This is a genomic window from Seohaeicola nanhaiensis (assembly GCF_042654245.1).
In the GTDB taxonomy this organism is placed as follows: Bacteria; Pseudomonadota; Alphaproteobacteria; order Rhodobacterales; family Rhodobacteraceae; genus Seohaeicola_A; species Seohaeicola_A nanhaiensis.
Genome location: NZ_JBHSGI010000002.1, coordinates 1162786 through 1176780 on the forward strand (window position 1 = coordinate 1162786; position 13995 = coordinate 1176780).

The 13995-nt window shown below is 63.0% G+C and carries 16 protein-coding genes; 5 read left to right on the forward strand and 11 right to left on the reverse strand.

Annotation, left to right across the window (positions count from 1 at the left end; genetic code table 11):
- Nucleotides 1-6: 6 nt before the first annotated feature.
- Nucleotides 7-795 (reverse strand): DUF1013 domain-containing protein, encoded by a 789-nt coding sequence (locus ACFO5X_RS05830; protein ID WP_380716306.1) that lies wholly within the window; start codon nt 793-795, stop codon nt 7-9.
- 132 nt (nt 796-927) lie between these two features.
- On the opposite strand from ACFO5X_RS05830, the gene ACFO5X_RS05835 reads away from it, so the two are divergent.
- The gene (locus ACFO5X_RS05835) at nt 928-1566 is read left to right on the forward strand and encodes a ribonuclease T2 family protein (protein ID WP_380716307.1); all 639 of its coding nucleotides are present in this window, start codon (nt 928-930) and stop codon (nt 1564-1566) included.
- A gap of 6 nt (nt 1567-1572) precedes the next feature.
- On the opposite strand, the gene ACFO5X_RS05840 is transcribed toward ACFO5X_RS05835, so the two are convergent.
- The 5 genes from ACFO5X_RS05840 to ACFO5X_RS05860 form a co-directional block, all read right to left on the reverse strand.
- Nucleotides 1573-2301, reverse strand: coding sequence for a 3-keto-5-aminohexanoate cleavage protein (locus tag ACFO5X_RS05840; RefSeq protein ID WP_380716308.1), 729 nt, complete (start codon nt 2299-2301; stop codon nt 1573-1575).
- 139 nt (nt 2302-2440) lie between these two features.
- Complete coding sequence (locus ACFO5X_RS05845; RefSeq protein ID WP_380716309.1) at nt 2441-3067, reverse strand: VPLPA-CTERM sorting domain-containing protein; 627 nt, start codon at nt 3065-3067, stop codon at nt 2441-2443.
- Nucleotides 3068-3293: 226 nt separating this feature from the next.
- Nucleotides 3294-4277 carry a quinone oxidoreductase family protein gene (locus tag ACFO5X_RS05850; RefSeq protein ID WP_380716381.1) on the reverse strand — a complete coding sequence of 328 codons (984 nt, stop codon included), beginning with the start codon at nt 4275-4277 and terminating at the stop codon, nt 3294-3296.
- Nucleotides 4278-4465: 188 nt separating this feature from the next.
- Nucleotides 4466-5455 carry an NAD(P)H-quinone oxidoreductase gene (locus ACFO5X_RS05855; protein ID WP_380716310.1) on the reverse strand — a complete coding sequence of 330 codons (990 nt, stop codon included), beginning with the start codon at nt 5453-5455 and terminating at the stop codon, nt 4466-4468.
- A 93-nt stretch (nt 5456-5548) separates the two neighbouring features.
- Entirely contained in the window at nt 5549-6244 is a 696-nt protein-coding gene (locus ACFO5X_RS05860; protein ID WP_380716311.1) for a COQ9 family protein, read from the reverse strand.
- A gap of 114 nt (nt 6245-6358) precedes the next feature.
- On the opposite strand from ACFO5X_RS05860, the gene rpsU reads away from it, so the two are divergent.
- The gene (rpsU, locus tag ACFO5X_RS05865) at nt 6359-6565 is read left to right on the forward strand and encodes a 30S ribosomal protein S21 (RefSeq protein WP_007118112.1); all 207 of its coding nucleotides are present in this window, start codon (nt 6359-6361) and stop codon (nt 6563-6565) included.
- A gap of 87 nt (nt 6566-6652) precedes the next feature.
- Here rpsU and ACFO5X_RS05870 read toward each other — a convergent pair whose 3' ends face one another.
- Nucleotides 6653-7111, reverse strand: a complete 459-nt coding sequence (locus tag ACFO5X_RS05870) for an Lrp/AsnC family transcriptional regulator (protein ID WP_380716312.1) — start codon at nt 7109-7111, stop codon at nt 6653-6655.
- A gap of 138 nt (nt 7112-7249) precedes the next feature.
- Here ACFO5X_RS05870 and ald point away from each other — a divergent pair, with 138 nt between their 5' ends.
- Nucleotides 7250-8368, forward strand: a complete 1119-nt coding sequence (gene ald / locus ACFO5X_RS05875; protein ID WP_380716313.1) for an alanine dehydrogenase — start codon at nt 7250-7252, stop codon at nt 8366-8368.
- Here the strand turns inward: ald and ACFO5X_RS05880 are convergent.
- The 3 genes from ACFO5X_RS05880 to mscL form a co-directional block, all read right to left on the reverse strand.
- Entirely contained in the window at nt 8365-9516 is a 1152-nt protein-coding gene (locus ACFO5X_RS05880) for an MFS transporter (RefSeq protein ID WP_380716382.1), read from the reverse strand. The two genes, ald and ACFO5X_RS05880, sit on opposite strands and share 4 nt — an antisense overlap.
- A gap of 208 nt (nt 9517-9724) precedes the next feature.
- On the reverse strand, nt 9725-10531 hold the full coding sequence (locus ACFO5X_RS05885; protein ID WP_380716314.1) for a mechanosensitive ion channel family protein: 807 nt from the start codon (nt 10529-10531) through the stop codon (nt 9725-9727).
- Between the two features lie 88 nt (nt 10532-10619).
- Entirely contained in the window at nt 10620-11051 is a 432-nt protein-coding gene (gene mscL / locus ACFO5X_RS05890) for a large conductance mechanosensitive channel protein MscL (protein ID WP_380716315.1), read from the reverse strand.
- A 148-nt stretch (nt 11052-11199) separates the two neighbouring features.
- Between mscL and ACFO5X_RS05895 the strand changes: the two genes are divergently transcribed.
- Complete coding sequence (locus ACFO5X_RS05895) at nt 11200-11892, forward strand: glutathione S-transferase family protein (RefSeq protein WP_380716316.1); 693 nt, start codon at nt 11200-11202, stop codon at nt 11890-11892.
- Between the two features lie 96 nt (nt 11893-11988).
- Entirely contained in the window at nt 11989-12750 is a 762-nt protein-coding gene (locus tag ACFO5X_RS05900; protein ID WP_380716317.1) for an ion transporter, read from the forward strand.
- 55 nt (nt 12751-12805) lie between these two features.
- On the opposite strand, the gene dnaJ is transcribed toward ACFO5X_RS05900, so the two are convergent.
- Nucleotides 12806-13945, reverse strand: a complete 1140-nt coding sequence (gene dnaJ / locus ACFO5X_RS05905; protein ID WP_380716318.1) for a molecular chaperone DnaJ — start codon at nt 13943-13945, stop codon at nt 12806-12808.
- Nucleotides 13946-13995 lie beyond the last annotated feature (50 nt).

Here is a 13995-nt window from a genome sequence, read left to right on the forward strand (position 1 = left end):
TGCATATCAGCGACGGGGATCGTCGCTGTCGTCGTCATCTTCGTCGTCGTTGGCGTCGGGCAGGTTGAAGAAGCTGTCGGCATCGGCAAAATCCTTGGCCGAACGCTTCTTGTCGGACTCTTCGTCCTCGTCATCGCTCTTGCCCGAGAGCGTGAAGGTCTCCAGCCCTTCGATTGCTGTCGGAATGCGCGGCTCGGTCGACATACCCAAAGACTGCTCGGTGCTGACCAACTTCCGACGCTCGTCATCGGTCATCACGGCGCCCTCGGCGGCCCGCTTGGCTGCCGCCTTCTGGACGGCGGCGTCCAATTCCGACTGCTTGCAAAGGCCCAAGGCCACGGGATCGATCGGCTGGATGTTGGCGATGTTCCAATGGCTGCGCTCACGGATCGCCTGAATGGTCGGCTTGGTGGTGCCCACCAGCTTGGAGATCTGACCGTCGGACAGCTCGGGGTGGAACTTGACCAGCCAGAGGATCGACGCCGGGCGGTCTTGGCGCTTGGACAGCGGCGTATACCGCGGACCGCGGCGCTTTTCCTCGCCCACAGAGGCCGGATTGAACTTGAGCTTCAGCTTGTGCAGCACGTTCTTCTCGGCCGCCTCGATTTCTTCCTGGGTCAGCTGGTTGTTTGCAACCGGATCAAAGCCCTTGACCCCGGCAGCCACGTCTCCGTCGGCGATGCCCTGCACCTCAAGCTCGTGCAGACCGACGAAGTCGGCGATCTGCTTGAAGCTGATCGTGGTGTTGTCCACCAGCCAGACTGCGGTTGCCTTGGCCATCAAAGGTTTTGCCATTGCTCGTCTCCTTGACACAAATCTTCCCCGATGCCTGGTTTCCCAGGCGGCCACCGGCGGGCCGGGGCGGGTTTCCGTTGTCGGGGAACTTGCCGGCTATATAGTCGGATCAAGGCAACAAGGGAAGAGTGAATGCGTTGGCTGCTGATCTGGGTGCTTGTCGTCGTGCCGGCGCTGACGGCGCGCGCCGATGGCGAGCGCGCCGGAACCTTCGACTATTACATCCTATCGATGAGCTGGTCGCCCAATTGGTGCATCCGCACCGGTGTCGCCCAGAATTCTCCGCAATGCGCCGAGGGGCGCCGGTTCGGGTGGGTGCTGCACGGGCTTTGGCCGCAGAACCTGCGCGGCTATCCGTCGTACTGCCGGACCGCCGAGCGGCCGCCATCGCGCCGGATGACATCCGCGATGGCCGATGTCATGGGCACGGACGGCCTGGCCTGGCACCAATGGCGCAAGCACGGCGTGTGCAGCGGGCTGTCGGCTGAAGACTACTTTGCCCTGTCGCGCGAGGCCTTTTCCAAGGTCCGGATTCCACAGGTTTTCCAGGCTCTTGACCGGAAGGTCCGGCTGCCCGCGCGCGTTGTGGAGGAGGCATTTCTGAAGGCCAATCCGGATTGGCGGGCCGACATGCTGACCGTCACCTGCAAGGATGGTTATATCGAAGAGGCCCGGCTCTGCCTGAGCAAGGCCCTGAACCCGGTGCCCTGCGGCGCCGATGTAGTGCGGGACTGTGCTCTGAAGGACGCCTTCTTCGCGCCGATCGACTGACCGGTCTCAGCCGGTCTGACGCGCAGCACGCGTGATTGCAACCGCTGCCCGCACCATATCCGCGTTGTCGCGCGCGAGGCTGCCGTCCGGAAGCTTACGACCGTCTTCCAGCCCGATGCGCGTGGACAGGCCCAGTTCCGCAGCGCGATGAACAAAGGGCCAAATCGTCCCGTTGAAGCCATGAAACAGCACAGGTCGCCGGATGCCCGCCGATTCGAGATCGTGCAGCATGGCCATGCCAAGGGCCAGTGCGGCATCGGTATCCGGTTCCCCGACCTCGATCAGCACTCTCAGCACCCGGTTCCGGATCTCCAGGGCGGCAAAGCGCTCCACATCGTCCAGCGTCGCAAGACCGGCTTCGATGCCGACTCCGATCTTCGCGAGGAGGTCGATGACGGCCGGCGCGTCGTCTTCCGACAGGTTGACCGAGGCATAGTCGGGCAGATCGGTCCATCCGGCGATGGCCTGCCGTGTGCGCTGCACATCGTTTTCGATCCAGGCACCGGTCGACACACCGATGAACGTGCCGGGGCAGGCTTGCCGGACCAGCCGGACGGTTTCGGACACCGCGGCAAGCGACTCTTTCCCTTCGCGATCACGCGGGTGAATGTGCAGCTCGGCCGCGCCTTCAGAGAGCGCGGCGACCGCATCGCGCGCCATCGCCTCGGCAGTCAAGGGCAAGGCTGCGTGAAAATCAGCGGGTCTGGCGCCGTTGAGGCAGGCTTGGACGATCATTGGATCCGCCAGTCTTGGAGGGGTCCGCCAAGACAAACCACGTCTGGACCAAGCGATCAATGCGCTGCGAACAGCACACAAACAAGAACCCCCGCCGTTTGACCGGCGGGGGCTTTGAAAACACTCTCCGCTTGGGAGATCAGGCGGCCTTGCGGCGGCGCATGGCAACCAGGCTGCCGAGGCCCGCGAGGATCAGCAGACCCGAGGCCGGAACCGGAACCGTGCCGGGCTCTTGCAGATCGTTCGGGGTGCCGGTCACCAGGTCCTGGTTTTCGCGGCTGTAGTAGTAGGTCAGCGTCTGCTTGCCGGTGTCGGCATTGGTCAGACCGTCCAGGTAGGTCTGGGCCTGCTGCCACACGGTGCTGTTCTGAGCTTCTTTCAGCTGGAACTTGCCGTCGGCGAGGTTGAACGAGCCATCGTCCGAGATGATTTCCCACAGCGCGATCTGGAAGCCAGCGGCTTTCACGCCCGTGGTGATGGCGCTGGCCATCGTCGACGTGCCGATGACGCTCGAGAACAGCTTGTCGATGTTGGTCAGGATGCTCGCACCGAACAGGTCGGATTTCTCTTCGACGGACTGGGTGGGCTTGCCCAGCTTCTGAGCGAGATCGACGCAGAAGGCAACGAAGTCGCCAACGCCGTTGCTGCCGGTCAGGTGGAACATCCCAGCCGAGACGTAGTTGTTCGCGCCATCATAGTTGATGTTCACATTGCGGGCGAGCGCATTGTTCGCGCCAAACAGCGGATCCTGACGAGTCACAGTCATCGTGGAAGCAGTGGCTGCGGTCGCAAGGGAAACGACCGCAAAGGCCGCGGAGGCTAGCATCTTTCTCATATTCTTCACCCATACACTGATTATGAAAGTCGGCACATACCGACTCCCTTCTTGATAGCTTCCTATATGTCACGCCGACCCGGGCCTGACAATATCCAATTTGGCAACAATCCGTTTACCATTAAGATTATGGTCGCCAAAGCCAAACCATATGCCCTCAAATGGTCACAATCGTGCAGCCCGTGGTCTGCCGCCCGGCAAGAGCGCGATGCGCTTCGGCGATATTGTCCAGGGCGAATTTCTGATCGATGCGAATGGTCACTTCTCCGGACAGGACCTTATCGAAAAGATGTCGCGCCATCTCCTGGCACGTCGCATGGTCGGCGATATGGGTGAACAGCGTCGGCCGAGTCAGCTTGAGCGAGCCCTTCGCAGCCAGCGTGGCGATGTTGAAAGGCGGAACGGGGCCCGAGGCGCTGCCGAAATTGATCAGCATTCCCAGAGGCTTGAGGCAATCCAACGAACCGTCGAAGGTGTCTTTGCCGACAGAGTCCATAACTGCAACAACGCCCTTGCCGCCGGTCAGGTCGCGCACTCGCGCGACAAAGTCCTCGGTTCGATAGTTGATGCAATGGGTCGCGCCGTGGTCGAGCGCCAGCTGGCATTTCTCGTCAGATCCTGCCGTTCCGATCAGCGTGATCCCCTCGGAGCGGGCCCATTGGCACGCGATCAGCCCGACACCGCCAGCGGCGGCGTGAAACAGAACGGTATCCCCGGCTTCAAGGGGCGTGGTGCGATGGAAAAGGTATTCGACGGTCATGCCTTTCAGCATCATCGCCGCCCCCTCCTCGAAACTGATCCCCTCCGGCAGGGGGCACACCTGCGCCGCGGGCATCACCCGCGCCTCGGTATAGGCACCCGGAGGGTTCGCCGCATAGGCGGCCCGGTCACCTGGCTTCAGGTGCGTGACGCCTTCGCCCACCGCTTCGACGACACCGGCGGCTTCCATCCCCAAGGCGGCCGGCATCCTTTGCGGATAAAGGCCACTGCGCTGATAGATGTCGATGAAATTCAGCCCGCAGGCGCGATGCGCAATGCGGATTTCGCCGGGGCCGGGCTCATCGACCGCGCGCGTTTCGATCGTCAACGTTTCCGGTCCGCCGTGCTCGTGGATCACTACCGTCTTGGCCATGTGCGTCATCATCGTCTCTCCCCTGCTGGCTTCGGTGCCGCCGCGCAGGCACTCAAGACGATTGCATCGGCGCTGTCCACATCGCGCGTCCCACTATGGCGACGTCGGCGGGTCGGAAACTCCGACAGGAGACGGACGGCGCGAACCCGGCCGTGCTGGCAGGGGGTCACGCGACCGCTTGTCGGGCGGCGGGCTGATCAGCCGCCCGACACCTCGAGTACGATCTTGCCGATGTGATCTCCACCCTCCATCCGCGCATGGGCACCGGCCGCATCATCCAGGCCGAACTCGCTGTCCATCACCGGGGCGATCCGGCCCGCATCCAGCAGCGGCCAGACCTTCGCGCGCAGCTCTTCCGCGATGCGCGCCTTCGCCAGCACGCTTTGCGGGCGCAGGGTGCTGCCGGTCATGGTCAGGCGGCGCACCATCAGCGGGGCAAAATTGATCTTCGCGACGGGCCCTTGCAGAAAAGCGATCTGGACAAGGCGCCCGTCTTCGGCCAGCGACTTCAGGTTCTTTTCGATATACTCGCCGCCGACCATGTCGAGGATCAGGTTTGCCCCGCCCTCGGCCTGCATCAGCTTCACGAAATCGGCCGTCTTGTAGTTGATCGCCATTTCGGCGCCGAGGTCGGTGCAGGCCTTGCACTTCTCCTCGGTCCCCGCCGTGGCGAAGACCCGGGCACCAAAGGCGCAGGCCAGTTGAATCGCCGTTGTGCCGATCCCGGACGAGCCGCCATGAACCAGGAACCGTTCGCCGCTTTGCAATCCGCCACGCATGAAGACGTTGGACCAGACGGTAAAGAAGGTCTCGGGCAGGCAGGCGGCTTGCTTGAGGCTCATGCCCTTCGGCACCGGAAGACAGTGTGCGGCGGGCGTGGCCACATATTCGGCATATCCCCCGCCCGGCAGCAGCGCACAGACCTGATCGCCGATCTTCAACGAATCGACACCAAATCCCAGCGCGACCACTTCACCCGAGCATTCGAGACCCGGCAGATCGCTCGCGTCGGGGGGCGGCGCATAATTGCCCGCCCGTTGCAGCGCGTCGGGCCGGTTCACCCCGGCCCAGGCGACCCGGATCACAACCTGTCCGTGCCCCGGTTGCGGCACCGGCCGGGTTGCCACTTTCAGAACCTCCGGTCCGCCCGGCTCGGTGATCTCGACTGCGCGCATCGTGTCGCTCATCTGTATTCCCCTTGAAGATTTTGGGGCACTCTGGCGGAACGGCCTTCCGGGCGCAATGCAAGCGCCCGCTTGGCTCGGCGGAAACCGCGCGTTTCAGCCGCGCGGCGCGCTCTGCCCCGGAAAGCCCTGCATCCGGCCGGGCGCCGGCGGTTTGATCTGGCCCAGAAACCAGTTCGGCAGGGAAAGCACAGGTTTCCACAACGGGTTGGCATTGGCCGAGGCCTTCAGCTTTTCGATCTGCATCACGTTGTCGATCCGTCGATCCAGAAACTCCCAGGTCGCCGCGCTGCCCTCGCTCGAATCCCCCAGCCAGTAGAGAAGGGTGGCGGAATAGACACCCGCCAGAGTTGCGCGCTTGGTGTACCAGTTGTAATCCTGCGCGCTGTCGCCCAGCGCGGTCCAGATCGCATCGCAGGTCTGCCAGATCGCGCGCGCACCATCTGCCGCGTGCTGCGGCAGGGCGAACAGCGTCACCGCCCGGCGCACGACTTCGCGGTCGCCCGCCGCCTCGATCCGCCAGCGCACCGCCGCCGCCACCCGGTCGCGAAAGCGCATGGCGTCAAGCTGGGCCCTGCCGATCCTGTCGAGCATCGCCCGGTCGCCCGCCGCATGGGCGGCCAGCGCCAGATCGACCGACCCGCGCGGGCAGACAGACGCCGCCAGCGCGGCATCGGTCCCACTGTCCGCGACGGCGGCGCGGAAGGTCGCCTCGGTCCAGCCGTCAAAGGGCACATGGGGCAGCGCGGCCCGCAGCAGGGCCTCGCGGATTTCGTCATAGGTCGCGGTCATGAGACAGCCTCCGATCTGGGGCGAACGCGGCGCTGGACAAGCAGCGCCTGCCTTGATATAGGACCACGTCCTGCAAATCCTTGCAACTCAACTTAGAAAGGTGGTGAAAACCACATGCAGGTAAGTGTTCGCGACAATAACGTCGATCAGGCGCTCCGCGCCCTGAAGAAGAAGCTGCAGCGTGAGGGCGTCTTTCGCGAGATGAAACTCAAGCAGCATTTCGAGAAGCCTTCCGAGAAGAAGGCTCGCGAGAAAGCTGAAGCGATCCGCCGCGCCCGGAAACTGGCACGGAAGAAAGCACAGCGCGAAGGAATGATGTAAGTCTTCCTGCGGCTTTGCCGGATACTGTTGACGACCCCCGTGGCAGCCGCCATCGGGGGTTTGTCGTTTCTGGGGGCACTTATGCACTCAGAGCGGCAGGGCCGTCGTGCGGAACACCGTGCGCAGGGCAAAGCTCGACTGCATCTGCGCGACACCCGGCAGGCGTGACAGGTGCTGGCGGTGGATGCGCGCGAAATCCTCGGTATTTTCGGCGACGACCTTCAGGATATAATCCGCCGTGCCTGCCATCAGGTGGCATTCCAGAACATCCGGAATGCGAGTCACCGCCTTCTCGAAGGCGTCCAGAACCTCGTCGGCCTGACCCTGCAATGTGATCTCGACAAAGACCGTCGTTGCCACACCCAACTTTCGCGCGTCCAGAAGGGCGACATAGTCGCGGATATAGCCATCCTGCTCCAGCCGCTGCACCCTGCGATGGCAGGCCGAGGGGGATAGGTTTACCTTCTCGGACAGATCCGCATTCGACAAGCGCCCCTTGACCTGAAGCGCTTCCAGAATTTTCCGGTCGATTGCGTCCAACGCCATTTATGCAAGCCCTTTGCGTGATGCGATCTGATCCTCGACGAATATTCGAATAAGCCGCCTAAATGCGAGCGAAAGTTCAAAGAAATTTACCGGTCGCAGCGCGATAGTAAGGGCATCACAAAAATCCAGGGAGAAATCATGAAAATCGGATGCCCGAAGGAAATCAAGCCGCAGGAGTTCCGCGTCGGGATGACTCCGAACGCCGCGCACGAGGCGGTACGACATGGCCACGAGGTGCTGATCGAAACCGGCGCCGGTGTCGGCTCGGGGTTTGACGACCGAGCCTATGTGGCGGCCGGCGCCAAGATCCTGGACACCGCGGCCGAAATCTTTGCCGCCGCCGATATGGTCGTTAAGGTGAAGGAGCCGCAGCCCGGCGAACGCAAGATGCTGCGCGCAGGGCAGGTGCTGTTCACCTATCTCCACCTCGCGCCCGACCCGGACCAGACGCACGACCTGCTTGCCTCGGGCGCGACCTGCATCGCCTATGAAACCGTGACCGACCGCACCGGAGGGCTGCCGCTTCTCGCGCCGATGTCCGAAGTTGCGGGCAAGCTCGCACCGCAGGTCGGCGCGTGGAGCCTGCAAAAGGCGAACGGCGGGCGCGGCGTCCTGCTGGGCGGCGTTCCCGGTGTCGGCCCGGGCCGTGTGGTGGTGATCGGCGGCGGTGTCGTCGGCACCCATGCAGCGCGCGTTTCGGCCGGGATGGGCGCGGATGTCACCGTGCTGGACCGGTCGCTGCCGCGGATGCGCTATCTCGACGACGTGTTCAACCGCGACTTCAAGACGATGTATGCCTCGGCCGGCAATATCGCGGAGCTCATCACCGAGGCCGACCTCGTGATCGGCGCGGTTCTGATCCCCGGCGCCGCCGCGCCCAAGCTGATCTCGCGCGAACAGCTCTCGACCATGAAGCCTGGCGCAGCACTGGTCGATGTGGCCATCGACCAGGGCGGCTGTTTTGAAACGTCGAAGGCGACGACGCATCAGGATCCGATCTATGAGGTGGACGGGATCGTGCATTACTGCGTGGCGAACATGCCGGGCGCCGTTGCGCGCACCTCGACCATCGCATTGGGCAATGCGACGATGCCCTTCATGCTGGCGCTGGCCGACAGGGGCTGGCGGCAGGCCTGTGCAGAGGATCCGCATCTGCTGGCCGGTCTGAACGTCCACGCGGGCAAACTAACCTATGCCGCGGTCGGCGCGGCCCTGGGCATCGACGTCGTCTCGCCCGCCGAGGCGCTCAAGATCTAGGTGACGGGCGACGTGTCCAGCGCGTCACGTCGCAACCGCAACCAGAGCGGCACGGTGATCGCCAAGGGAATCATCGCCATGCCGCAAAGGACGCTTAGCGAGGTTTCGGCCCCAAGCCGGGCGATCATCACGGATCCGGCGGCCGGCGCGGCCGCCGACGCCAGCAACATCGGTGTCGCCAGCAGGCCCATGAGACGGGGATAGTCCCGGGGGCCGAACACCGCCAGCGGCACCGCGCCCCGGGCAATCGACCACAGCCCGTTGCCCGCACCGTAGGCGATGATCGCCGGGGCAGCGGGCATCCCGAATTTCAGGCCAGCAAAGCCCACAGCGAAAAGGAGCGTCGCGCTTAGCTGCGTCCAGATCGGATGATGACGGCCGCGCCCGGCCATTTCCACAACGCGGGCTGCCACCTGCGCAGGCCCGATCAGCGTGCCCAGGGCGACCGCCGCGGCTAGATCATAACCGCGCGCACCCAGAAGCGGGACGATGTGCACCAGCCAGATGCCAGCCGTCATCCCCATCACCGTGCCGGTGACGGCAATCGCCCAGACGCGCGGGTCGCTCAGCGGGGGCCGGGGCGCGGGCGCCCCCGGCTCTGGCGGGGCCAATGCCGGCGGCACACGGGGCAGTGCGAACCAGCACAAGGGCAGGATGAAACCGACATGCACCGCCGCGTAAAAAAGACAGGTTCCCCGCCAGCCGATGGTTTCGACGGCCCAGGCCGAGATCGGCCAGCACACGGTGCTGGCGAACCCGCCCCAAAGCGTGAGAGCAGTGATCGCGCCTCTCGCCTCGCGGCCGTAGATGCGCCCGAGCGCCGAAAAGGCAGCGTCATAAAGCGAGGCGCCCATGCCGAGGCCGGTAACAAGCCAGGCGGCGAGGTAGAGGGCCACGTGATGCGACAGCGCCATCAGCACCAGGCCGGCCGCGATCAGCGATATTCCCGTTGCCATGACGGGACGGCCGCCCTTCGCTTGGATCATCGATCCGATCCGCCGCGCTGCCAGGCCCGATGCCAGCAAACCGACCGACATGCCGCCCGTCACGGCGGCCGGCCTCCACCCTGTTTCGTCAACGATTTCAGGCGCGATGACGGACAGAAGATAAAAAGTCGATCCCCAGGTGAAGATCTGCACGACACCCATTGCGCTGACGGTGCGGGTACGCTCGGAAACCGTCCTGTCACGCACGACCGCGCTGGTGCGACCTTTGTGACAAGCGACGTCACTTCAGGCGCTGCCGCGTCCTCTGACCCGAGGGGCCAGACCACGGGTAGGGCAGACATGTCTCAAGCTCCTGAAATGATACGCTTGGGCGAAACCTAGCCAGACGATGTGGCAATGACCAGAGGGGTCAGGCGGACTTCTGGATTTCCACCGTATGAGGATACGGAATCGAGATATCGTTCGCGTCAAAAGCTTCCTTCACGGCCTTGGTCATCGCGAACTTAAGCTCCCAGAAATCCGCGGCATTGCACCAGAGCCGCGCCGTCAGATCGACGGAACTGTCGCCCAGATTGGTGACCCGGACCCAGGGCGCCGGGTCGTCCAGCACCCGCTGGTCCGACCGGGCAAGCTCAAGAATGATTTCCATGGCCCTGTCGGCATCGTCGTCATAATCGATGCCGAACACCAGATCGACGCGACGGGTGTCATGGTGCGAGAAATTTCGGATGATCTCGCCCCAGACCTGCCCGTTCGGCACGATGATCTGTATGTTGTCCGGGGTGGCCAGTTCGGTGAAGAAAAGGTTCACCTCTTTCACGGTCCCGCTTGTTCCTCCGATATCGACATATTGTCCGATGCGGAACGGACGAAACAGGATCAGCATGAATCCGGCAGCAAGATCGCTGAGCGTGCCCTGCAGGGCGAGGCCGATGGCAAGCGTGGCGGCACCAAGCATCGCAACGAGGCTGGTCGCCTGAATGCCGAAGAGATTGAGAACGGCGACAAGGACGATCAGAAGGATCAGCCAGCGCACCATCGACGCGGCAAAACCACCCAACATCGGATCTATTCTGGGATTGGAGGCGATCCGGTTCTGAACAAAACGAGACACTGCCCCAGCAGCGATCCACCCCACTATGATAACGAGGAGTGCTTTTACGCCATTGATCACAAGTGGCGCATAAAGCCAGATTTCAGCAAGTGCCTTGTCCATTAGTTCTTCCAACGTGTCAGTTCAGATTTGGTTCCGAAAAAAATTCAGGGGCGGCAGCAGGCCGCCCCCTGCGCATCATTTCACGCGGTCAGCGTGCTTTCAGCGCGTCGCGGATTTCGATCAGCAGGTCGACTTCGCTTGGACGCTTGGGCGACTCGGGATTGGCTTCGGCCTTCTTGATTGCAGCGTCCTTCACTTTGTTGACGCCTTTCACCAGCAGGAACACGACCCAGGCCACGATCAGGAAGTTGATCACGGCCATCAGGAAGGCGCCATAGGCAAAGATAGCTGCGCCGGATTCGCGGGCCTGCTCAAGGCTGGCGCCCGGTGGCACGTCGCCCGACATCACGAGATAGTTGTTGGTGAAGTCCACGCCGCCGGTAAACAACCCGACGATCGGGTTAATGATATCTCCGACCAGCGAGGTGACGATCGCGGTGAAGGCCGCGCCGATAATGATCCCGACGGCCATGTCCATGACATTTCCGCGGGCGATGAAATCTCTGAATTCCTTGATCATTGCCTGTCCCTTCCTTTTATCCGAACCGGTCCCCGGTGTTCGCGCCTCAACACCCTGTCGTGCGGCTGCGCACCGAGGCAGGTCTGTCATGTCCGGGGAAAGCCTTTAGGTTTATCCCCACCCTCATCCAATGGAGCCCTGCCGTCACATGCTCGACCAGTTCCCCATCACCCGTAAATGGCCCGCGCAAGATCCCGGGCTAATTCAACTTTACTCCTTTCCGACTCCGAATGGAGTGAAAATTTCCATCGCGCTGGAAGAGCTTGGCCTTCCCTACGAGGCCCATCGGGTCACGCTGTCGGACGACGATGTGAAAAGCCCGGAGTTCCTGTCGCTGAACCCGAACAACAAGATCCCGGCGATCGTCGACCCGAATGGGCCGGATGGGAAGCCGATCGGCCTGTTCGAGAGCGGCGCGATCCTGATCTATCTCGCCGAAAAGGCCGGAAGGTTGATCGGTCGCGATGCGGGTGAGCGGTTCAAGGTCATCCAATGGGTGATGTTCCAGATGGGCGGCCTTGGCCCGATGCTGGGCCAGCTTGGGTATTTCTACAAGTTCGCCGGCGCCGAGATCGAGGACCCCCGCCCGCGCGAGCGCTACATCAACGAGGCGAAGCGGCTTCTGGCCGTGCTGGAAAAGGAACTGGCAGGCAAGAAGTGGATCGCGGGCGACTATTCCATCGCTGACATCGCGATCGGGCCCTGGCTTCGCGGCCTCGAATACTATGGCGCCCAGGAAGTGACCGGCTGGAACGACAATCCGAATCTCGTCGCCTATCTTGACCGGTTCCTCGCGCGGCCTGCCGTGCAGAAGGGGTTGAATATTCCACCGGTGAATTAAAGTCTGGTTGCCACGACACCGGCGTTCCGGGTTATGATCACAAACCTAGGGTGGCGAGGCCGCCTTTGCCACAGGTTAGCCCGGGACGCATCGCCAGTGTTGAAGACACTCCAGTCGCTCTATGAGGACGATACACCGGAGGCGCATCGCTTTCGCTACGGGCTGCTCGCCTTCGATATCGCCACGGTGCTGTTCGTCATCGCGACGTCCTTCTTTCCGCATACCGACGTCATCGAAACGATGGATGCGGTGCTTGGCGCCATGATCCTCACCGATTTCTTGTTCCGGTTCTGGATCGAAAAGCGCAAGGATCGATTCTTTCTGCGCCTGACAAGCTGGGCCGACATCGTGGCGATGGTGTCGTTTCTTGCGCCGATCGCTGGCGAGGGCTTTGGCTTCCTGCGGATCCTTCGCACCCTCCGGCTTCTGCACACCTACGAACTGCTGGCCCGCCTGCGACAGGATTTTTCCTATTTCCGCCGGCATGAGGAAGTGATCCTGGCGACGGTCAATCTGTTTGTATTCCTCTTCGTCATGACCGGCATGATCTACGCTCTGCAATACGGAACCAACCCGCAGATCTCGAACTATGCTGACGCGCTCTATTTCACCGTGACCACGCTCACGACCACGGGGTTCGGTGATATAACCCTGACCGGCACATCAGGACGCATGCTGTCGGTTGGTGTGATGATCGTGGGGGTAACACTGTTCCTGCGGCTGGCCACGGTCCTGTTCCGCCCGCCAAAGGTCCGACAGGAGTGCGAAACCTGCGGGTTGATGCTGCACGACCCGGACGCGGTGCACTGCAAGCATTGCGGCGAGACGATCCGAATCCGGACCGAAGGCGCGGTCTGAAACGAAAACGCCGGACCCAGGGGCCCGGCGTTCATCCGTCTGCATGTCGCGGAAATCAGCCCTTCATGCCATCCCAGAAGGACTTAACCGTCGAGAAGAAGGACTTCGTTTCCGGGTTGTTGTCCTCGGATAGCTCGTCGAATTCACGCAGCATGTCCTTCTGCCGCGCTGTCAGGTTGACCGGTGTCTCCACCGCAAGCTCGATGAACATGTCACCCAGCGCGCCGCCGCGCAGGGCCGGCATCCCCTTGCCGCGCAGGCGCATCTGTCGGCCCGACTGGCTGCCCGCCGGGATCTGGACACGGCCACGGCCGCCGTCGATGGTGGGCACCTCGATGGCGCCGCCCAGCGCGGCCTTGGCCATGCTGACCGGCACACGGCAATGCAGGTTGGTGCCATCCCGCTCGAACAGATCGTGCTGTGCCACGTCGACAAAGATGTAGAGGTCACCCGGAGGCCCGCCGCGCATCCCGGCCTCGCCCTCCCCGGCAAGCCGGATTCGCGTGCCCGTCTCGACCCCGGCCGGGATGTTGACGTTCAGCGCGCGGTCCTTTTCCACCCGACCGGCACCCTGGCAGGTCTTGCAGGGGTTCTTGATGATCTGGCCAAGGCCCGAACAGGTCGGGCAGGTGCGCTCGACCGTGAAGAAGCCTTGCTGTGCCCGCACCTTGCCCATGCCGGAACAGGTCGGACAGGTGGTCGGCTCAGCGCCGCCTTCGGCACCCGAGCCCTTGCAGGACGAACAGGCCACGGCCGTCGGCACGTTGATCGTCTTTTGCACGCCGTTATAGGCATCCTCGAGCGTTACCCGCAGGTTATAGCGCAGGTCCGATCCGCGGGCCGCCCGGCGTCCACCGCCGCGCTGCCCACCCATGAAATCGCCGAACAGGTCGTCGAATACATCCGAGAAGGCCGAGGAGAAATCGCCGCCGCCAGGCCGCGCCCCGCGTCCGCCACCGCCCATGCCGCCTTCGAAAGCCGCGTGACCGAACCGGTCGTAGGCTGCCTTCTTGTCGGCGTCCTTCAGAACCTCGTAGGCCTCGTTCGCTTCCTTGAAACGAGTTTCGGCATTCGGGTCGTCGGCATTGCGGTCAGGGTGCAGTTCCTTGGCCTTGGTGCGGTAGGCCTTCTTGATTTCGTCCGCAGAGGCCCCCCGGGAAACGCCAAGCACGTCGTAAAAGTCACGCTTAGACATTATCAATCCCTTTCATCCGGAAATGCAGGGGGCCGGCCCGATCATCGGGC